Source organism: Streptomyces sp. A2-16 (genome assembly GCF_018128905.1).
GTDB lineage: Bacteria > Actinomycetota > Actinomycetes > Streptomycetales > Streptomycetaceae > Streptomyces.
The window spans coordinates 8,295,441-8,315,126 of record NZ_CP063808.1; the positions used below are offsets into that span (position 1 = coordinate 8,295,441).

General features: G+C 70.0%; 16 protein-coding genes and 2 tRNA genes. 3 read left to right on the forward strand and 15 right to left on the reverse strand.

Annotated elements, in window-relative coordinates:
• Nucleotides 1-7: 7 nt before the first annotated feature.
• The 6 genes from mreC to IOD14_RS37255 all read right to left on the reverse strand — a co-directional run bounded on the left by mreC (nt 8) and on the right by IOD14_RS37255 (nt 7,478).
• Nucleotides 8-955: a rod shape-determining protein MreC gene (mreC, locus tag IOD14_RS37230; RefSeq protein WP_123989223.1), complete on the reverse strand. Its 948-nt coding sequence runs from the start codon at nt 953-955 to the stop codon at nt 8-10.
• 115 nt (nt 956-1,070) lie between these two features.
• On the reverse strand, nt 1,071-2,090 hold the full coding sequence (locus IOD14_RS37235; RefSeq protein WP_004931372.1) for a rod shape-determining protein: 1,020 nt from the start codon (nt 2,088-2,090) through the stop codon (nt 1,071-1,073).
• Nucleotides 2,091-2,398: 308 nt separating this feature from the next.
• Complete coding sequence (ndk, locus tag IOD14_RS37240) at nt 2,399-2,812, reverse strand: nucleoside-diphosphate kinase (protein WP_123989224.1); 414 nt, start codon at nt 2,810-2,812, stop codon at nt 2,399-2,401.
• 64 nt (nt 2,813-2,876) lie between these two features.
• Complete coding sequence (locus IOD14_RS37245) at nt 2,877-3,233, reverse strand: DUF4233 domain-containing protein (protein ID WP_123989225.1); 357 nt, start codon at nt 3,231-3,233, stop codon at nt 2,877-2,879.
• A 5-nt stretch (nt 3,234-3,238) separates the two neighbouring features.
• Nucleotides 3,239-4,723, reverse strand: a complete 1,485-nt coding sequence (locus tag IOD14_RS37250; protein WP_123989226.1) for a folylpolyglutamate synthase/dihydrofolate synthase family protein — start codon at nt 4,721-4,723, stop codon at nt 3,239-3,241.
• 130 nt (nt 4,724-4,853) lie between these two features.
• Nucleotides 4,854-7,478, reverse strand: a complete 2,625-nt coding sequence (locus IOD14_RS37255) for a valine--tRNA ligase (protein ID WP_123989227.1) — start codon at nt 7,476-7,478, stop codon at nt 4,854-4,856.
• Between the two features lie 136 nt (nt 7,479-7,614).
• On the opposite strand from IOD14_RS37255, the gene IOD14_RS37260 reads away from it, so the two are divergent.
• A complete protein-coding gene (locus tag IOD14_RS37260; protein ID WP_123989228.1) occupies nt 7,615-8,664 on the forward strand; it encodes a hypothetical protein in 1,050 nt (349 codons plus the stop codon).
• Nucleotides 8,665-8,733: 69 nt separating this feature from the next.
• On the opposite strand, the gene clpX is transcribed toward IOD14_RS37260, so the two are convergent.
• The 5 genes from clpX to IOD14_RS37285 all read right to left on the reverse strand — a co-directional run bounded on the left by clpX (nt 8,734) and on the right by IOD14_RS37285 (nt 13,518).
• Nucleotides 8,734-10,020 (reverse strand): ATP-dependent Clp protease ATP-binding subunit ClpX, encoded by a 1,287-nt coding sequence (gene clpX / locus IOD14_RS37265; RefSeq protein ID WP_123989229.1) that lies wholly within the window; start codon nt 10,018-10,020, stop codon nt 8,734-8,736.
• A 160-nt stretch (nt 10,021-10,180) separates the two neighbouring features.
• Nucleotides 10,181-10,861 carry an ATP-dependent Clp protease proteolytic subunit gene (locus IOD14_RS37270; RefSeq protein ID WP_020136160.1) on the reverse strand — a complete coding sequence of 227 codons (681 nt, stop codon included), beginning with the start codon at nt 10,859-10,861 and terminating at the stop codon, nt 10,181-10,183.
• Nucleotides 10,862-10,931: 70 nt separating this feature from the next.
• Complete coding sequence (locus IOD14_RS37275; RefSeq protein ID WP_174269302.1) at nt 10,932-11,537, reverse strand: ATP-dependent Clp protease proteolytic subunit; 606 nt, start codon at nt 11,535-11,537, stop codon at nt 10,932-10,934.
• A 328-nt stretch (nt 11,538-11,865) separates the two neighbouring features.
• Nucleotides 11,866-13,260: a trigger factor gene (gene tig, locus IOD14_RS37280; protein ID WP_123989231.1), complete on the reverse strand. Its 1,395-nt coding sequence runs from the start codon at nt 13,258-13,260 to the stop codon at nt 11,866-11,868.
• Nucleotides 13,261-13,441: 181 nt separating this feature from the next.
• Nucleotides 13,442-13,518, reverse strand: a tRNA-Pro gene (locus tag IOD14_RS37285).
• A 356-nt stretch (nt 13,519-13,874) separates the two neighbouring features.
• On the opposite strand from IOD14_RS37285, the gene IOD14_RS37290 reads away from it, so the two are divergent.
• A tRNA-Gly gene (locus IOD14_RS37290) sits at nt 13,875-13,948 on the forward strand.
• Nucleotides 13,949-14,302: 354 nt separating this feature from the next.
• Here the strand turns inward: IOD14_RS37290 and IOD14_RS37295 are convergent.
• Nucleotides 14,303-14,497 carry a hypothetical protein gene (locus IOD14_RS37295; RefSeq protein WP_020136157.1) on the reverse strand — a complete coding sequence of 65 codons (195 nt, stop codon included), beginning with the start codon at nt 14,495-14,497 and terminating at the stop codon, nt 14,303-14,305.
• 365 nt (nt 14,498-14,862) lie between these two features.
• Here IOD14_RS37295 and IOD14_RS37300 point away from each other — a divergent pair, with 365 nt between their 5' ends.
• On the forward strand, nt 14,863-15,990 hold the full coding sequence (locus IOD14_RS37300; protein WP_212672616.1) for an acyltransferase family protein: 1,128 nt from the start codon (nt 14,863-14,865) through the stop codon (nt 15,988-15,990).
• Here the strand turns inward: IOD14_RS37300 and IOD14_RS37305 are convergent.
• From IOD14_RS37305 to IOD14_RS37315, 3 genes are read right to left on the reverse strand one after another with little or no spacing between them, the layout of a single operon-like run.
• Nucleotides 15,987-16,445: an HD domain-containing protein gene (locus IOD14_RS37305; RefSeq protein ID WP_249126167.1), complete on the reverse strand. Its 459-nt coding sequence runs from the start codon at nt 16,443-16,445 to the stop codon at nt 15,987-15,989. The genes IOD14_RS37300 and IOD14_RS37305 overlap by 4 nt on opposite strands.
• Nucleotides 16,442-18,868, reverse strand: coding sequence for an FtsX-like permease family protein (locus tag IOD14_RS37310; protein WP_212673484.1), 2,427 nt, complete (start codon nt 18,866-18,868; stop codon nt 16,442-16,444). Before IOD14_RS37310 ends, IOD14_RS37305 begins: the two co-directional genes overlap by 4 nt.
• Nucleotides 18,868-19,623 (reverse strand): ABC transporter ATP-binding protein, encoded by a 756-nt coding sequence (locus IOD14_RS37315; RefSeq protein WP_212672617.1) that lies wholly within the window; start codon nt 19,621-19,623, stop codon nt 18,868-18,870. The genes IOD14_RS37310 and IOD14_RS37315 overlap by 1 nt, the downstream gene beginning before the upstream one ends.
• Nucleotides 19,624-19,686: the final 63 nt, after the last annotated feature.

Below are 19,686 nucleotides of genomic sequence, written 5' to 3' on the forward strand. Positions count from 1 at the left end.
ACAGCTCCTACTGATCTTGCTGGATCTCGCCGCCGACCGGCGCATTGGCGGACGGGGTGACGGTGACCGTCACGGTCGGCGTGGGCGTCGGTTTCGGTTTGGCGGGCAGCACCGTGTCGCGCGGGTCCTTCTTCGGGGCCTCGACGACGACGCCGACGATGTCGAGCTTGGTGAAGCTGACGTACGGCGTGACGTAGAGGGTGCGGGTGAGGTCGCCGCCGGAGGGGTCGACGCGGGAGACCACGCCGACCGGGACGCCGGGCACGAAGGGCTTGTCGGCCTGGGAGCCGAAGGTGACCAGGCGGTCGCCCTTCTTCACCTCGGCCTTGCCGTTGAGGAGTTCGACGCGCAGCGGCCGGTCGCCCTGGCCGGAGGCGAAGCCGAGCTCGTCGCCGGCCTCCATGCGGGTGCCGACGGTGAAGTCGGGGTCGTTGGCGAGGAGCACGGTGGCGGTGTTGGGGCCGACCGTGGTGACGCGGCCGACCAGGCCGTCGCCGTTGAGGACGGTCATGTCGCGCTTGATGCCGTCGTTGGCGCCGACGTCGACGGTGATGGTCCAGGAGAAGCCCTGGGCCGCCCCTATGGCGATGACCTGGGCGCCCTTGATGCCGTACTGGCCCTCGCCGGCGATCTTCAGCATCTTGTCGAGCTGTTTGAGCCGGCTGGAGTTGCGGTCGTCGCTGCCGAGTCTCGCCTTGAGGGCCGCGTTCTCCTTCTCCAGCGCTGCGAGCCGGTCGTGGCGCTCGCCGGAGTCGCGGATGGCCGACACGGCGTTGCCGACCGGGTCGACCGCGGCCGACACACCGTCCTCGATGGGGCCGAACACGGCGGCCGCGCCTTGGCGGGCACCGTCGACCGGGGAGTCCTCCCCGCCGCGGATGTCCACCGTGATCAGCGCGAACGCGACGGCGATCAGCAGCACCAGGAGCAGCCGGCTCTCTCGTGTGTCCCTCACGTGCGGCGGCCGTGCCCTTCTCATTGAAGTTGCGTTTGTGGGAGCTTATGCCTCGATATCAACGATCCGCCGCACGAGAGGAGATCATCTCGTACGGCGGAATCGAAGAGTTACGTCATCTGCGCGGCTGGGCGTCGAGAACCTGCTGGAGGGCCTCGAACTCCTCGACGCACTTGCCGGAGCCGAGCGCCACGCTGTCCAGCGGGTCCTCGGCGATGTGGATCGGCATCCCGGTCTCCCGGCGCAGCCGCTCGTCGAGCCCGCGCAGCAGGGCACCACCGCCGGTGAGCACGATGCCGCGGTCCATGATGTCGCCGGAGAGCTCCGGCGGGCACTTGTCGAGGGTCGTCTTGACGGCGTCCACGATGGCGTTGACGGGTTCCTCGATCGCCTTGCGCACTTCGGCGGCCGAGATGACGACGGTCTTGGGCAGCCCGGAGACGAGGTCCCGGCCGCGGATTTCGGTGTGTTCGTCAGCGTCGAGGTCGTACGCCGAACCGATCGTGATCTTGATCTGTTCGGCCGTCCGCTCACCCAGCAGGAGGGAGTACTCCTTCTTGATGTGCTGGATGATCGCGTTGTCCAGTTCGTCGCCCGCGACCCGGATGGACTGGGCGGTGACGATGCCGCCGAGGGAGATGACCGCGACCTCCGTGGTGCCGCCGCCGATGTCCACCACCATGTTGCCCGTGGCCTCGTGGACCGGCAGGCCGGAGCCGATGGCGGCCGCCATGGGCTCCTCGATGATGTGCACCTGACGGGCGCCGGCCTGGGACGACGCCTCGATGACGGCGCGGCGCTCGACGCCGGTGATGCCCGAGGGGACACACACGACGACGCGCGGCCTCGCGAGATACCGCCGCTTGTGGATCTTCAGGATGAAGTAGCGGAGCATCCGCTCGGTGATCTCGAAGTCGGCGATCACGCCGTCCTTCAGCGGCCGCACGGCAACGATGTTGCCGGGGGTCCGCCCGATCATCTTCTTGGCCTCGGCACCGACTGCCAGAATTCCACCGGTGTTCGTGTTGATCGCGACGACGGACGGCTCGTTGAGTACGATCCCGCGACCCCTGACGTACACCAGCGTGTTGGCGGTCCCGAGGTCGACAGCCATGTCACGGCCGATGAACGACATTGAGTTCCCCATCAGGATTCGTCTGGCCTTCCCGGGAGCTTTTGAGGGCTTTTCAGGTCGGCGAAGTGGGTGCTGTGACGTGAAGGCTTCCATCGTAGACGCGCCTGCACGAACACTGCGCGAGGGTCTTCGCCATTGTCAGCAGATGTAAAGCCGCCCCGCTTGTGGAGACGGTCCGTAAGGGGCACTCGTTCCCCCGATCGGCACGCATATGCCGAGGGACGGCCGAAAATGATCGGCCGTCCCAGGTCAGGCAGGCGGGTGAACTGACGTCGCGTCAGAAAATGCCACGAAACCTACCCACGGACCTATGCGCGGCCGGGGAAGAAGATCTTCACCTCGCGCTCGGCGGACTCCTCGGAGTCACTCGCGTGGATCAGGTTCTCGCGGACGATCACGCCGTAGTCCCCCCGGACGGAGCCGGGCGCGGCGGCGATCGGGTCGGTGGGGCCGGCGAGCGCGCGCACGCCCTCGATGACCCGCTCGCCCTCGACGATCAGCGCGACGACCGGACCGGACGCCATGAACTCCACCAGCGGCTCGTAGAAGGGCTTGCCCTTGTGCTCGCCGTAGTGCTGCTCCAGCGTCTCCTGGTCCAGGGTGCGCAGCTCCAGCGCGGTGATCTGCCAGCCGGCCTTGCGCTCGATACGGCTGATGATCTCGCCGGTCAGGCCACGACGGACGGCGTCGGGCTTGAGGAGGACGAGGGTGCGCTGGCTCACGAGGGGCTCCTTGACTGCAGGCGTGTGCGGTGGGACGAGATTACAGGGCGTGTCGGTACGTTCGTCACACAGCGTCAGGTGTAGCGGAGTCCGCCTGCGCCGCGAATCTCGCCTTCGCCTCGTCGATCTTCCGGCCGTAGTGCACGGAGGCCCACCACAGGGCCGCGAAGATCGCGCCCATGAAGAACATGGTCGGCACGACGAAGCCGGAGGCGATCAGGGCGATCTGGAGGGCCCAGCCGAAGGCGATGCCGCCGGGCCGGGTGACCACACCGCACAGCGCGACGCACAGGAACATGGCGATGCCGCTGACCGTCCACACCGTGGAGGTCGCGAGGTCCGGGTCCTTCATCGCGACCAGTCCGGCGAAGCCGATGACGAAGAACTCGCCGATCAGGGTCGATGCACAGAGCGTACGCATGCGGCTCAGCCCCTTCCGAGGAGCAGCCGGGCCTCGCCGACCGTGATGACCGACCCGGTGACGAGCACTCCCCCGCCCGCGAACTCGCCGTCCTCCTCGGCCAGCGTGATCGCCTCCTCCAGGGCGTCCGGCAGCCGCGGCTCGACCTGGACGCGCTCCTCGCCGAAGACCTCGACGGCGATCGCGGCCAGCTCGTCGGCGTCCATCGCGCGATGGCTGGAGTTCTGCGTGATCACGACCTCGGCGAAGATCGGCTCGAAGGCCTCCAGGAGCCCCCGCACGTTCTTCTCGGCGCTCGCGCCCACCACGCCGATGAGCCGGCTGAAGTCGAAGGCCTCACCGACGGCCTCGGCGGTGGCGCGGGCGCCCGCCGGGTTGTGGGCGGCGTCCAGGACGACGGTCGGGGACCGCCGTACGACTTCGAGGCGGCCCGGGGAGGACACGGCCGCGAAGGCCTTGCGGACGGTGTCGATGTCGAGGCGGTCCGGGCGCTGGGCACCCACCCCGAAGAACGCCTCCACGGCGGCGAGCGCCACGGCCGCGTTGTGCGCCTGGTAGGGGCCGTGCAGCGGCAGGTACACCTCTTCGTACTCGCCGCCCAGGCCGCGCAGGGTCACCAGCTGGCCGCCGACGGCGACCTGCCGGGAGACGACGCCGAACTCCAGGCCCTCGCGCGCGACGGTGGCGTCCACCTCCACGGCCTTCTTCAGCAGCACCTGCGCCGCGTCCACCGGCTGCTGGGCCAGGATCACGGTCGCGTCCTGCTTGATGATCCCGGCCTTCTCCACGGCGATCTCGCCGGGCGTCTCGCCGAGCCGGTCGGTGTGGTCCAGGTCGATGGGGGTGACCACGGCGACGTCACCGTCAATGACGTTGGTGGCGTCCCAGGAGCCGCCCATGCCGACCTCGACGACCGCCACGTCCACGGGGGCGTCCGCAAAGGCGGCGTACGCCATGCCGGTCAGCACCTCGAAGAAGGACAGCCGGTACTGCTGCGAGGCGTCGACCATCTCGATGTACGGCTTGATGTCCTCGTACGTCTCGATGAACCGCTCGGCGGAGATCGGGGCGCCGTCCAGGCTGATGCGCTCGGTGACCGACTGCACGTGGGGGCTGGTGTAGCGGCCGGTGCGCAGCTCGAAGGCGCCGAGGAGGGCCTCGATCATGCGGGCGGTGGAGGTCTTGCCGTTGGTGCCCGTGATGTGGATCGAGGGGTACGACCGCTGCGGCTCGCCGAGCAGGTCCATCAGGGCGGCGATGCGGCTGACGCTCGGCTCCAGCTTGGTCTCGCCCCAGCGGGAGGCGAGCTCCGCCTCGACCGCGCGCAGGGCCTTGTCGACCTCGGGGTCCTCGGGGCGTGCGGGCACGTCCGCCTCCGGCGGGCCGCCCTGGGTGCGCAGGGTGCGGCTGCCGGCCTCGATGACCGCGAGGTCGGGGTCGCGGTCGGTCTCGGCGGCGACGATCTCGTCGAAGGGGTCGGTGTCACTCACAGGGCCAGTTTAGGGCTGCGCCTACCGGGAGGGCTGACTGGTCCCGTTCGGCGGGCGCGGGGAAGTCTGTGGCTGGTCGCGCCCACGCGGCGGAGCCGCACCGTGACACGGCCCCGCGCCCCTGGGTGCCCTACTGCTGGGGAAGGTTCTCCAGCTGGGCCTGGATCCTCTTGATGTCCTCGTCCGCCTTGGCCAGGCGGCCGCGGATCTTGTCCACCACGTTGTCCGGGGCCTTCGCGAGGAACGCCTCGTTGCCCAGCTTGGCGTTGGCCTGGGCCTTCTCCTTCTCGGCCGCCGCGAGGTCCTTCGCGAGGCGCTTGCGCTCGGCCGCCACGTCGATCGTGCCGGAGAGGTCGAGGGCGACCGTGGCACCGGCGACCGGGAGGGTCGCCGTGGCCGCGAAGGTCTCGTCCTCGGGCTGGAGGCGCAGCAGCTGGCGGATGGCCGGCTCGTGCGGGGCCAGGGCGGTGCCGGTCAGTTCAAGACGGGCCGGGACCTTCTGGCCGTCCTTGAGGCCCTGGTCCTTGCGGAACCGGCGGACCTCGGTGACGACCCTCTGGACCAGCTCGATCTCGAGCTCGGCGTCCTTGTCGCGGAAGCCGCTGTCGGCCGGCCACTCGCCGACGACCAGGGACTCGCCACCGGTGAGGGTGGTCCACAGGGCGTCCGTGACGAACGGGATGACCGGGTGCAGCAGGCGCAGCGTCACGTCGAGGACCTCGCCGAGGACCCGGCCGGAGACCTTGGCCGGCTCGCCGCCCGCGAAGAACGTCGTCTTCGACAGCTCGACGTACCAGTCGAAGACCTCGTCCCACGCGAAGTGGTAGAGCGCGTCGGCGAGTTTCGCGAACTGGTAGTCGTCGTAGTACGCGTCGACCTGGGCGACCGTGGTGTTGAGACGGGAGAGGATCCAGCGGTCCGTCGCCGACATCTCGGAGGCGTCCGGCAGCGGGCCCTCGACCGTGGCGCCGTTCATCAGGGCGAAGCGGGTGGCGTTCCAGAGCTTGTTGGTGAAGTTCCGGGAGGCCTTGACCCAGTCCTCGCCGATCGGCACGTCCGCGCCGGGGTTGGCGCCGTTGGCGAGGGTGAAGCGGACGGCGTCGGAGCCGTAGGCGTCCATCCAGACCAGCGGGTCGACCGCGTTGGGGTTCGACTTCGACATCTTCTTGCCGAACTCGTCGCGGACCAGGCCGGTGAGCGCGATGGTGTGGAAGGGGGCCTGGCCGTCCATGGCGTACAGGCCGAACATCATCATCCGGGCGACCCAGAAGAAGATGATGTCGTGGCCGGTGAGCAGGACGTCGGTCGGATAGAACTTCCGCAGGTCCTCGGTCTGTTCGGGCCAGCCGAGCGTGGAGAAGGGCCACAGGCCGGAGGAGAACCAGGTGTCCAGGACGTCGGAGTCCTGGGTCCAGCCCTCGCCGGTGGGCGGCTCCTCGTCGGGGCCGACGCAGACGACCTCGCCGTCGGGGCCGTACCAGATCGGGATGCGGTGGCCCCACCACAGCTGACGCGAGATGCACCAGTCGTGCATGTTGTCGACCCAGTCGAAGTACCGCTTCGACATGTCCTCGGGGTGGATCTTGACGCGGCCGTCGCGGACCGCGTCACCGGCGGCCTTGGCGAGCGGGCCGACCTTGACCCACCACTGCAGGGACAGGCGCGGCTCGACCGTGGTCTTGCAGCGCGAGCAGTGGCCGACGGAGTGCATGTAGGGGCGCTTCTCGGCGACGATGCGGCCCTGCTCCTTGAGGGCGCCGACGACGGCCGAGCGGGCCTCGTAGCGGTCCAGGCCGAGGAACGGGCCGTGGACGGTGATGACGCCGTGCTCGTCCATGATCGTCAGGGACGGCAGGTCGTGGCGGCGGCCGATCTCGAAGTCGTTCGGGTCGTGCGCCGGGGTCACCTTGACGGCGCCGGTGCCGAACGCGGGGTCGACGTGGGTGTCGGCGACGACCGGGATGGTGCGGTTGGTCAGCGGGAGCTTGATCTGCTTGCCGATGAGGTGCCGGTAGCGCTCGTCGTCGGGGTGGACGGCGACGGCCGTGTCACCGAGCATCGTCTCCGCGCGCGTGGTCGCGACGACAAGGCTGTCCTCGCCCTCGCCGTAGCGGATGGAGACCAACTCGCCCGCGTCCTCCTGGTATTCCACCTCGATGTCGGAGATGGCCGTCAGACAGCGCGGGCACCAGTTGATGATGCGCTCGGCGCGGTAGATCAGCTCGTCCTCGTAGAGCCGCTTGAAGATGGTGACGACGGCCTTGGACAGGCCCTCGTCCATCGTGAAGCGCTCACGGCTCCAGTCGACGCCGTCACCGAGGCGGCGCATCTGGCCGAGGATCCGGCCGCCGTACTCCTCCTTCCACTGCCAGACGCGCTCGACGAACTCCTCGCGCCCCAGGTCGTGCCGGGACTTGCCCTCCTCGGCGAGCTGCTGCTCGACCTTGTTCTGGGTGGCGATGCCGGCGTGGTCCATGCCCGGCAGCCACAGCGCCTCGTAGCCCTGCATGCGCTTGCGGCGCGTGAGGGCGTCCATCAGCGTGTGCTGGAAGGCGTGGCCGAGGTGCAGGCTGCCCGTGACGTTCGGCGGCGGGATGACGATGGTGTACGGAGGCTTGTCGCTCTTCGCGTCGGCGGTGAAGTAACCCTTCTCCACCCAGCGCTCGTACAGCGCCCCCTCTACCTCGGCCGGCGCGTACTGGGTCGGCAGTTCGGTGATGGGCGCTGTGGGCTGCTGCTGAGCGTTCTCGGTCACGGGGTCAGTTTAGGGGTGTCCCGGGCGTGTCCCGAAACGCGTTTGTTCTGTAACGGTGGGGCCCCCGATGCCGTGCGCCGACTTGGCCTGGGCCAGGATGTCAGGAACACATAAGCATCTGGAGGGGAACCCAGAGATGAGTCACAACCAGCCGGGCCCGTACGGGCAGCCCCAGCAGCCGGGGCAGCCGCAGCAGCCCGGGCCGTACGGCCAGCCGGGCCCCTACGGCCAGCCGCCGCAGGCCCCGCAGGCTCCCCAGCCCGGCTACGGCTACCCCCAGCAGGCCCCGCAGACGCCTCCGGGCCAGCCCGGCTACCCCCAGCAGCCGCCGCAGGGTCAGCAGCAGCCGCAGGGTCAGCAGCCCCAGCCCGGTTACGGCTATCCGCAGCAGGGCGGCGTCCCTCCGCAGACCCCGCCGTACGGGCAGCCGCAGGCCCCCTACGGCCAGCAGGCCCCGTACGGGCAGCAGCCGCCGTACGGCCAGGCCCCCTACGGCGTCCCGCAGCCCCCGCCGCCGGGCGGCGGCAACGGCAAGAAGATCGGCATCATCCTCGGTGCGGTGGCCGTCGTGGCCGCGATCGGGGTCGGCGCCTACCTCGTGATCGGCGGGGGCGGGAACGGCGGCGGCGGGTCGGACATCAAGGACGACGGGGCGCACAAGCTGACCGCGCCGGCGACCGTCCTCGACGGGGAGTACAAGAAGGGCTCCGACGCCGGGGCCGGCGGGATGACCGACGACGACATCAAGGACGCGGAGTCCTGGGGCGTGGACAACCCCAAGGACATCAGCGCGAGTTACACCGCGGGTTCGGGCCTGACCTCGAAGAACCTGACGTTCGCCGGTGTGTACGGCAGCATCGACGACCCGGAGAAGGTCATCGACGCGATGTTCGGCCAGATGAAGACGGAGGCGTCGAAGAGCTCCAGCGAGGGCGAACTCGTCGGCAGCCCCAAGGAGTTCAAGCCCGCCGGTTTCGAGAACGGCGTCCTGAAGTGCCAGGAGATCAAGACCAGTGAGTCCGGGCAGAGCGTGACGATGCCGTTCTGCATCTGGGCCGACCACAGCACCGTCACCTACGTGCTGTCGTTCGACCTGGCCGGCCTGGCGGAGGGCAAGAGCACCACCATGGAGGACGCGGCCGCGCTGACGGCCAAGCTCCGCAACGACGTGCGCGTCAAGGCCTGACGCACCCGGCACATGTGAAGGGGCCCCGGTCGGTCGACCGGGGCCCCTTCACATGTCCTGCGGGTGGCGTTACGCCGTCTTCTGCTCGCCCGACCCCCGACCGCGCGCGTCCCTCGGGATCAGCGTGGGGTTGACGTTGGAGTGGACCACGTCCGCGGTGATGACGACGCGGGCCACGTCCTTGCGGGACGGGATCTCGTACATGACGCCCTGGAGGACTTCCTCCATGATGGCGCGCAGGCCGCGCGCGCCGGTCTGACGGAGGATGGCCTGGTCGGCGATGGCCTCCAGCGCCGCGCGCTCGAAGTCCAGCTCCACGCCGTCGAGTTCGAAGAGGCGCTCGTACTGCTTGACGAGCGCGTTGCGGGGCTCGACCAGGATCTGGAGGAGGGCTTCCCGGTCCAGGTTGTGCACGCTCGTGATGACCGGGAGACGGCCGATGAACTCGGGGATCATGCCGAACTTGACCAGGTCCTCGGGCATGACGTCCTCGAACTGGTCCTTGGCCTCCAGCTCGCGCTTGGAGCGGATCGTCGCACCGAAGCCGATGCCCTTGGCGCCCGCACGGGACTCGATGAGCTTCTCCAGGCCCGCGAAGGCACCGCCCACGATGAACAGGACGTTCGTCGTGTCGATCTGGATGAACTCCTGGTGCGGGTGCTTGCGGCCGCCCTGGGGCGGGACCGAGGCGGTCGTGCCTTCCAGGATCTTCAGCAGGGCCTGCTGCACGCCCTCGCCGCTCACGTCCCGCGTGATCGACGGGTTTTCACTCTTCCGCGCGACCTTGTCGATCTCGTCGATGTAGATGATCCCGGTCTCGGCCTTCTTGACGTCGTAGTCGGCCGCCTGGATCAGCTTGAGCAGGATGTTCTCGACGTCCTCGCCCACGTAGCCCGCCTCGGTGAGCGCCGTGGCGTCGGCGATCGCGAACGGGACGTTCAGCATGCGGGCCAGGGTCTGCGCGAGGAGTGTCTTGCCGGAGCCGGTGGGGCCCAGCAGGAGGATGTTGGACTTCGCCAACTCGATCGCGTCGTCACGGCCGTTGCCGCCGCCGTTCTCGCCGGCCTGGACGCGCTTGTAGTGGTTGTACACCGCCACGGAGAGGGCCTTCTTGGCCGCGTCCTGGCCCACCACGTAGCCCTCGAGGAACTCGAAGATCTCGCGGGGCTTGGGGAGTTCCTCCCAGCGCACCTCGCTCGTCTCGGCGAGCTCTTCCTCGATGATCTCGTTGCAGAGATCGATGCACTCGTCGCAGATGTACACACCAGGCCCTGCGATGAGCTTCTTGACCTGCTTCTGGCTCTTGCCGCAGAACGAGCACTTGAGCAGATCGCCGCCGTCACCGATGCGTGCCACGGTGTGCTTCCCCTTCGCCTGGGAGACGCCTAGGTCCAGCGGCTCCTGGTGCTGCCTTATGTCCGACGGTACCTTGCCGGGCCCCCCGTTCGGGCCCCCCTTGGCAGGGTTCACTTTGACGTGCACTGTGCCAAGGGGCGGCATATCCTACGGGTCCGCGTCAGCGGACGGCGGCGTTGTTCATCTTCCGGGTGGAGATGATCTGGTCGATCAGGCCGTACGCCAGGGCGTCGTCGGCCGTGAGGATCTTGTCGCGCTCGATGTCCTCGCGGATCTTCTCGATCGGCGTGGTGGAGTGCTTGGCCAGCAGGTCTTCCAGCTGGGCACGCATCCGGAGGATCTCGTTGGCGGCGATCTCCAGGTCGGAGACCTGACCGCGACCGGTCTCGCTGTAGGGCTGGTGGATCAGCACGCGCGCGTTCGGGAGCGCCATGCGCTTGCCCGGCGTACCGGCGGCCAGCAGGATGGCGGCGGCCGAGGCGGCCTGACCCATGCAGACCGTCTGGATGTCGGGCTTCACGAACTGCATGGTGTCGTAGATGGCCGTCAGCGCGGTGAAGGAGCCGCCGGGGCTGTTGATGTAGACCGAGATGTCCCGGTCGGGGTCCATCGACTCCAGGCACAGCAGCTGCGCCATGACGTCGTTGGCGGAGGCGTCGTCGATCTGCACGCCGAGGAAGATCACGCGCTCCTCGAAGAGCTTCGCGTACGGGTCGTACTCGCGGATGCCCTGCGAGGTGCGCTCGACGAAGCGGGGGATCACATAGCGGGACTCGGCACGCGGGCCGGTGTACTCGGCCTCGGTGCGGGCGTAGAGGCCGCTGCCGGGGAAGTCGTTCACTGTCTGTCTCCTAGGGGCTGTGGCGGTCGGCTGAGGGGCTGTGCGAGGGCTGTACGGCCTCGCATGGGGCTCAGGCCCCGGTGCCGCCGCCGCCCGGCATTCCGGCGGCCGTGGCGATCACGTCGTCGATGAGGCCGTACTCCTTGGCCTCGAAGGCGTCGAACCAGCGGTCGCGGTCCGAGTCGCGGGTGATCTGCTCCATCGTCTGGCCGGTGTGCTGCGAGGTGAGCTCGGCCATGCGCTTCTTGGTGTGCAGCAGCCGCTCGGCGTGGATCTTGATGTCCGAGGCCGAGCCGGCGAGGCCGGCGGAGGGCTGGTGGATCAGGATCTCGGCGTTGGGAAGCGCGAAGCGCTTGCCCGGGGTGCCCGCGCTGAGCAGGAACTGGCCCATGGAGGCCGCGAGCCCCATGGCGATGGTCACCACGTCGTTCTTGATGTACTGCATGGTGTCGTAGATCGCCATGCCGGCGGTGATCGATCCGCCGGGGCTGTTGATGTAGAGGTAGATGTCCTTGTCCGGATCGGCGGCAAGGAGCAGCAGCTGTGCGGTGATCTTGTTCGCGATGTCGTCGTCGACCGGCTGGCCGAGGAAGATGATCCGCTCGTTGAGCAGCCGGTTGTAGACATGGTCGCCGAGGCCACCGCCGATGGAAGGCTCGCCGGCGGCGGAGGGCATCAGATTCGTCACGTATCCACCTGCTCGTCTTACGACGGCGCCGGGCCGTCTCACGTTTCCCTATCAAGGGACCCTAACGCGCTGGTCCCTTCGGGGAATCCCGGATAGAGGGCTGTTCGCCGGGGGCGTAGAGCCTCCGGCGGGGGGATGCTGCCTTATTCGCCGGGACCACGGCCGTGCGTGGGCGGGTGCGGGTCGCGGGTGGTCGCCCGCGCCCCTGGGCGGCGCCGCACATCGATACGGCCCCGCGCCCCCTGGGTAGACCGACGGGCCCTGGGTGCGGATGCTCCCAGGGCCCGTCGTACGACATTCAAGGCGCCGTAGGCGATCAGGCCTCGGTCTTGTCCTCGGCCTGGTCCTCGGCCGGGGTCTCCTCGGCGGAGGCCTCGACAGTCTCGGCCGTCTCGTCCTCGTCGTCGTCCAGGTCGACGACCTCGCCGTTGGTGTCCTTGACCGTGGCGGCCTCGACCACGACGGCCAGGGCCTTGCCGCGGGCGACCTCGCCGACGAGGAGCGGAACCTGACCGCCCTCGACGACCGCCTGGGCGAACTGGTCGGGGGACATGCCCGAGGAAGCCGCGCGGCGCATGAGGTGCTCGGTGAGCTCCTCCTGGTTGACGTTCAGCTTCTCGCGCTTGACGAGCTCGTCGAGGACGAACTGGGTCTTGATGCCCTTGACCGCGGCGTCCTTGGTCTCGGTGTCGAACTCCTCGGCCGTCTTGCCCTGGATCTCGAGGTACTTCTCGAGGTCGAGGCCCATCTGGCCGAGCTGGTGGTGCTCCAGGTTGTGCTTGCGGGTGTTGATCTCGTCCTCGAGGAGCTTCTCGGGGACGGGCACCTCGACGAGCTCCAGGAGCTTCTCCAGGACGCGCTCCTGGGCCTGGGTGGCCTGGTCGTACTGCTTCATGTTCTCGAGGCGCTTGCGGCTGTCGGCCCGCAGCTCGTCGAGGGTGTCGAACTCGGAGGCGAGCTGCGCGAACTCGTCGTCCAGCTCGGGCAGTTCGCGGGCGGCGACCTGGGTGACCTTGACGGTGACCTCGGCCTCCTTGCCGGCCGCGGAGCCGCCCTTGAGCTCGGAGGTGAAGGTGGCCTCGCCACCGGCCTCCAGGCCCTTCACGGCGTCGTCGATGCCGTCCAGCAGCTCGCCGGAGCCGATGGTGTAGGAGACGCCGCTCGCGACGCCGTCCTCCAGCACCTCGCCGTCGACCTTGGCCTCCAGGTCGATGGTGACGACGTCGCCGTCCTCGGCGGCCCGCTCGACCGGGGAGGTCGAGGCGAAGCGCTCACGCAGCTCGGTCACGGCCTTGTCGACGTCCTCGTCGCTGACCTCGACCGCGTCGACCTCGACCTCGATGCCGGAGTAGTCCGGGATCTCGATGGACGGGCGGACGTCGACCTCGGCGGTGAAGTTCAGCGTCTCGCCGTCCTTCAGCTCGGTGATGTCGACCTCGGGCTGGCCCAGGACGTCGATCTCGGCCTCGTTGACCGCCTCGGTGTAGAACTTGGGAAGCGCGTCGTTGACGGCCTCCTCCAGCACCGCACCGCGGCCGAACCGCTGGTCGATGACGCGGGCCGGGATCTTGCCCTTCCGGAAGCCCTTCACCGTGACCTGCTGGTTGATCTTCTTGTACGCCGCGTCGAGGCTGTCCTTGAGCTCCTCGAAGGGCACCTCGATGCTGAGCCGAACCCGAGTCGGGTTCAGGGTCTCCACGGCGCTCTTCACGGTTCGGTCTCCTTGTGGCTGACTTCTCGGATTCTGCCGGGGCCAGAACGGCTCCGGCGGATAGCCGCCCGGAGGACTTCTAGTAGGAGAGACACACGGGCGTGCAGCTTGCATAGTAACGGCAGCGGCGACACGCCCCAAAGGCGATCACGGACCGGCTCGCGCGAGGTGATCACGCAGGTGGTCGGGGTGGCGGGATTTGAACCCACGGCCTTCCGCTCCCAAAGCGGACGCGCTACCAAGCTGCGCCACACCCCGTCTGGTGCGACACGTAGGGTACATGCCCGCAGGCAGCGGGGTTGCCGCATTTCGCGAGCCCCGGCCGGAACCACCCCGCCGCACCCCGGCGGCGCACGCCCCACCGGTCTCACGGAAACCAGCCGTCACCGCCCACCGGGCCCGGGAAACGCCCTCTCCGGCGACGGCGGCGACCACGGACGTGCGACGAGGGCTCCGCCGGGAGGGGTCCGTACGTTTCACGGTGTCCGGCGGGCGGTGATCCCCGGTGCGGCCGGCCGGCGCGGCGGCCCCGTTCACAAGCGGTGTGCGACGAAGGGTGACGACCCGGTACGATGCTGTCGTGCCGTCGGTCAGGGGACCGCGGCGCGTGCTGTGCGGGCGTAGCTCAATGGTAGAGCCCTAGTCTTCCAAACTAGCTACGCGGGTTCGATTCCCGTCGCCCGCTCCATACGGCTCAGGGCCAGGTCGGAGGATCACTCCTCCGCCTGGCCCTGAGTGTTTCCGGGGGCCCTGCCCCGTGCTCTCGCGGGGCGTGTCACACTCGGGCGCCCGGTGTGCGGGCGGGACCGACTCGGGGGTGGGCGTGGCTCCGTGGCTGAAGCGGCTCGGCAGCATCCTGATGACGTGCGTCAGTACGGCCTGGCTCGGCTACCAGGCCCTGTACGGCGGGGGAATGCTGCGGATCACCTCGGTCGTCCTGTTGCTCGTGGGTGCGGTGACGGCGGTGGGCGCTGTCCTCGATCACGTCCTCCCCCCGCCGAAGCGGCGCCGGGCGCCCGTGGGGACGGACGGCGGCGCGGGCCTAGAACTGGATCGAGTTGATGGTGTCCGCTATCGAGTCCAGGAAGCGTTGGATGTCGTCGGCCATGCCGGTCGAGGCGAGGAAGAAGCCGAAGAGCACCGCGACGATGGCGGGGCCGGCCTTGATGGAGCCTCCCCGCATCAACACCACCAGGATGATCCCCAACAGCAGCACCACTGACAGCGAAATGGCCACAACTGATCACACCCTCGGTCGGTCCCGCTCTCCCGGCCCGGGGACGCGACCTCGCGACCCCCGCCAGAACCATCGTGCCACCAACGCGGCCCGCATATGCGGCCGCTGAGCCAACGTTTGGCCATGCCGATACACGCGCCGCACCCCCTGGCCGGTTCCTTTCGGTCCGCGCCCACCGCGTCCGCACATTCCGTCCGCAGGGAATTCGAGGCATCGACACAGATGTGCGGACGCGGCGATTATGCGGCATTTCAGCGGGATTAATCCTGACAATACAGCCCTGTTGAGAGGGGCTCAGAAGTGAACAACCAGCCACGAGACAGCTGGTTTTACGGAAACACACAGCCGGGGCTAGGGTGCCTCAGATGTTTCCAGCCGCCGCCGACGCCGTCCCCCGTCCGCGCCCGCCGCAGAGCCCGCGAACCGAGCCCGGCAGACAGCGTGACGCCTTCTTCGACAACGCCAAGTACCTGGCGATCGTCCTGGTGGCCGTCGCGCACTCCTGGGAGCCGCTCAAGGGCGACAGCCGGATCCTGGAGGGCGTGTACACGGTGGTGTACTCGTTCCACATGCCGGCGTTCATCGTCATCTCCGGTTTCTTCTCGCGTAGTTTCGACATGCGCCCGGACCGGCTGAAGCGGCTCGTCACAGGTGTCGCGGTGCCGTACATCGTCTTCGAGACGGCCTATTCCCTCTTCAAGCGGTACGCCGACCACGACCCCGGCATGGAGATCAGCCTCCTCGATCCGTGGTTCCTGACCTGGTTCCTGGTGGCGCTGTTCATCTGGCGGCTGACCACGCCCGTCTGGAAGCTGGTGCGGTGGCCGCTGCCGCTCGCGCTCGGCATCGCGATGCTGGCGTCCGTGACCCCGGACATCGGCGACGACCTGGACCTCCAGCGGGTGCTGCAGTTCCTGCCGTACTTCGTACTGGGCCTGGTCATGCAGCCCGAGCACTTCCGGATGGTGCGCCGGCGTGCGGTGCGGATCGCGGCGGTGCCGGTGTTCGCGGCCGCCCTCGCCGTCGGCTGGTGGGCGGTGCCGCGGATGGACACCGAGTGGTTCTATCACCGCAACGCCGCCCAGGAGATGGGCGCGCCCTGGTGGACGGGACCGGTCATGGTGCTGGCCATGTTCGGCGGTTCGCTGCTGCTGACGGCCTGCTTCTTCGCCTGGGTGCCCGGGCGGCGCATGTGGTTCACCGCGCTCGGCGCGGGCACGCTCTACGGCTATCTGCTGCACGGCTTCCTGATCAAGGGCGCCGGTTTCGCGGGCTGGTTCGACCCCGCCTGGCTGCACCGGCCCGCCGGTGAGCTCTTCGTGAGCGCTGTGGCCGCGGTCGCCGTCACCGCGCTGTGCACCTCACCGGTGCGCCGGGTCTTCCGGTGCGTGATGGAGCCCGACATGAACTGGGCGTTCCGCCGGGAGCCGGCCGAGGTGGCGCGGGGGCGCGAGCAGAAGGCGGCGGCTCCCCGGGAGACCGCAGGCGTCTAGTCGGAGTCCGGCGTCGGCAGACCGAGAAGCGCGCGCATTCCCGCGTACTTCTCGGTCAGTCGGCTCCGCGTCGCCCCGTCGAGGACGGCGAGGCGCACCGGGTCCGCGTTGTGGGCCAGGTCGGCCTGTTTCACCAGCAGCGCCCCCGGGGTCGCCAGGATGCGCCCGGCGTACGCCTCGGGCGGTTCCCCGGCACGCTTGGTGACGGCGAGCACGATGTCCTTCGTGCGCCGGCTCAGCGCGGCCCCCTCGAGCCACCGCGCGGAGAGCGCGTCGTCCTCGACGGAGTCGTGCAGCCAGGCCGCCGCGATCTGGTCGTCGTCACCGCCCCGCGCGCGTACGCCCTCGGCGACGGCCTGGAGGTGTTCGGCGTACGGCCGTCCCGCCTTGTCGGTCTGGTGGGCGTGGGCGGCGCGGGCGGTGGCCTCTACTTCGGCGAGCGTCAGTCGGTTCACTCGTCCAGTGTGTCCCGGCGCAGTGCGGCGCGGGCCGGGAGGCCGGCCGCGGTGAGGCCGAGCACGACGATCGTGCCCGCGAAGGCGCCGTAGACCAGCGGCGGTATGTACGGCCCCTCCCCCGTCAGCCCCTTCATCATCGGGACGAGGGTGGCGAGCGCGATGGCCGTGCCGAGGACGATGCCGGCGAGGGCGACCAGGAGGGCCTCCCAGCGGATCATGCGCAGCACCTGGCGGCGGGTGGAGCCGATGAGGCGCAGCGTGCCGAGTTCGCGGCGGCGGCCGAGGACGGTCATCACCAGGGTGTTGACGGCGGCGACGGCCGCGAAGCCGCCGAGGAGGGCCGCCATGACCGTGTTGGCCCAGGCGTTGAGCTCGCGGTCGACGGACTGGGCGGTGGTGTAGTCGGCGCGGTCCGAGACGGTGCCGAATCCCCTGAGAGCGGCCGGAGTTCCGCCCTTCGTCCACAGTTCGGTGTCGAAGGCGGAGGTGACATGGGTGGCGAGGTCGGCGCGCGCCATGGTCACCTGGGCGAGGCCCAGGCCGCGTCCGTACGTCGCCACGATCCGGGGTTCCGTCCTGGTGCCGTCGGGGAGGCGGACCGGCAGACGGTCGCCGATCCCGCGGTTCGCGCTGTCGGCCACGGAGGCGTCCACGGCGATCTCGCCCTGCTTCAGGGAGAGTCGGCCCTCCTTCACGTCCAGGTCCTGCACGGCGGCCAGGTCGCGTGCGGAGCCGGTGACGCCCTGCGTCGAGGCCGGGGTGAGTCCGCCGCCCGACGCGGGGACGAGCACCGAGGTCCTCAACAGGCCGACGGCCGCGGTGACTTCGGGGGTGCGCGCGGCCTGTCGTACGGCGTCCGGGGGCAGGCCCGGGTCCGCGGTGACGATGTGGTCGGCGAGGATGCCCGCGTGCTGCTGCCGTTCGGTGGCGCGGTCCTCGCTGGTGTGCATGAAGACGAGGACGGACGAGAAGGCCATGGCGAGCACGATCGGGGTGATCGCGGAGGCCAGACGGCGGGCGTTGGTGCGGAAGTTGGCGGCGGCGAGGGAGGCCGGGGCGCCCGCGCCGCGCAGCGGGAGCCCGAACAGGCCGGCGCACAGCCGGGCGACCAGGGGTCCCAGGAGTGCCACGGCGAGCATGAACAGCATGACGATGCCGAGGGAGGCGTTGGCCGCGTCCTCGCCGGTGAGCGAGGCGGCCAGGCCCGCGCAGACGAACCCTCCGGCCAGGGCCGCGAGGCCCAGCGGGGTGCGGATCCAGCCGAAGCGCAGCCGCTCCACGGACGCCTCGCTCAGGGCCTGGCCCGGCTTGATGCGCGAGCTGCGGCGGGCGGCCATGAAGCCGGCGGCCAGGGCGGTGAGGAGGACCGTACCGACGGCGGTGACCAGGGGGATCCAGCCGGCCGACAGGTCGACGGCCTCGGGCACCGCGCCCTTGTCCTTCAACTGCCCCAGCCACCAGGCCGCGAGGCCGATCCCGGGCAGACAGCCGAGCAGTCCCGCGAGCGGGGCGACCAGCAGGGCCTCGGTGGCGATCGTGCGGCGGATCTGACGCGGGGTGGCGCCGATGGCACGCAACAGGGCGAACTCGCGGGCGCGTTGGCCCACGGCGAGGGCGACGGCCCCGGCCGCCGTGAACACGGCGACCATGGCCGCGATCCCGCCGAAGGAGCCTCCGATGCCGACGAGGGTCTCCTTGGCCTCGGCGAGGGTGGGGTCCTCCACGGCTCCCCGGTCCTCACCGGTGTGCACCTCGACGCGCTCGCCGAGGAGGTGGGAGACCTGGGCGGCGAGGGTGCCCGTGCCGACGCCGGGCTCGGGGAGGACGGCGACGGCGTCGACGCGGCCGGGATGCCCGGACAGCCGTACGGCGTCGGAGTCCGCGAACCAGACGGCCGTGCCGGTGCCCGTCGTACCGGAGACGCGGTACGTGCGAGTGCCGGTGGGGGTGGTGAGGGTGACGCGGTCGCCGACGTCGGCGTGGGCGAGGACGACCTCGCCGGGGCCGGGGGCGCTCCCCGCGGTGAGGCGGTCGCCGGTGAAGGCGGTGGAGGCCCAGTTGTGGGCGGTGACGGGGCCCCGGGGCGAGCGGGCCGGGAAGGTGATGTCGGCGACGGCCGTGCGGGCGCCGGGGGCCGTGGCCGCCTTCGCCACCAGGGCGGCGTCGAGGCGGGCCCGGTCCGGGACCGGCTCGCTGTCCGCGCTGTCCCCGTGTCCGTAGTGGGCCTTCTGGTCGGCGGCGGCCACGACGGGGGCGCCGGCGTAGCGCTCGGGCGGGACGGCGGCCCGCAGGCCCGTCTCCAGGAGGATGCCGCAGGCCGACACGATCAGCGCGGCCAGCGCGAGCGCGACGAACGTACCGACGAAGGAGGCCGGTCGGAAGCGGACGGCGGCGCGAGCGAGACCGTTGGGGAGGTGCATCACGCCGCCGCTCCCGCGTAGGCCGGTGTCGTGAGGCTCGTCATCCGGGCGGCGATGCGGTCGGCGGGGGCGCGGTCCAGGTGGTCGACGATCTCGCCGTCGGCCAGGAACAGGACGCGGTCGGCCCAGGCGGCGGCCGAGGGGTCGTGGGTGACCATGACGACGGTGGCCCCCTGGGCGTCGACCGCCGTGCGCAGAAGGGCGAGGATCTCCGCGGCCGTGGTGGTGTCCAGGGCGCCCGTGGGCTCGTCGGCGAAGACCACGTCGGGGCGGGTGACCAGGGCCCGTGCGATCGCGACGCGCTGCTGCTGGCCGCCGGAGAGCCGGCCGGGGCGGCGGCGGGCCAGGTCGGTGAGGCCGACCTGGGCGAGGACCTCGGCGGTGCGGCGGCGGTCGGGGCGGTGGCCCGCCAGGCGCATCGGCAGGACGACGTTCTGCTCGACCGTGAGGGACGGGAGCAGGTTGAAGGCCTGGAAGACGAAGCCGAGGCGGGTGCGGCGCAGCGCGGTGAGCTTGTTCTCCTTCATGCCGGTGATCTCGGTACCGCCGAGGCGGACGGTCCCGGACGTGGGGCGGTCCAGGCCGGCCGCGCACTGGAGGAAGGTGGACTTCCCCGAGCCCGAGGGGCCCATCACCGCGGTGAAGGTGGCGGGCGGCAGGGTGAGGTCGATGCCGCGCAGGGCGTGGACGGCGGAGCCGCCCCGGCCGTGGCGCCGGGTGACTCCGTGCAGTTCTACGGCCCATTCGGCTGGCATGACGTGTCCCTTCGGTCCGTTGGTGTCCTTTTGAACCTACGGAGCGAAGGGGTGGGGGTGCGA

What these genes read in the sequence shown, in the direction of transcription:
- IOD14_RS37260 (WP_123989228.1), top strand. Translation starts at nt 7,615, where the DNA reads ATGAGTCACAACCAGCCGGGCCCGTACGGGCAGCCCCAGCAGCCGGGG.
- IOD14_RS37245 (WP_123989225.1), bottom strand. Translation starts at nt 3,233, where the DNA reads ATGCGTACGCTCTGTGCATCGACCCTGATCGGCGAGTTCTTCGTCATC.
- IOD14_RS37310 (WP_212673484.1), bottom strand. Translation starts at nt 18,868, where the DNA reads ATGCACCTCCCCAACGGTCTCGCTCGCGCCGCCGTCCGCTTCCGACCG.
- IOD14_RS37315 (WP_212672617.1), bottom strand. Translation starts at nt 19,623, where the DNA reads ATGCCAGCCGAATGGGCCGTAGAACTGCACGGAGTCACCCGGCGCCAC.
- IOD14_RS37300 (WP_212672616.1), top strand. Translation starts at nt 14,863, where the DNA reads ATGTTTCCAGCCGCCGCCGACGCCGTCCCCCGTCCGCGCCCGCCGCAG.
- IOD14_RS37275 (WP_174269302.1), bottom strand. Translation starts at nt 11,537, where the DNA reads ATGCCCTCCGCCGCCGGCGAGCCTTCCATCGGCGGTGGCCTCGGCGAC.
- IOD14_RS37235 (WP_004931372.1), bottom strand. Translation starts at nt 2,090, where the DNA reads ATGTCGTTCATCGGCCGTGACATGGCTGTCGACCTCGGGACCGCCAAC.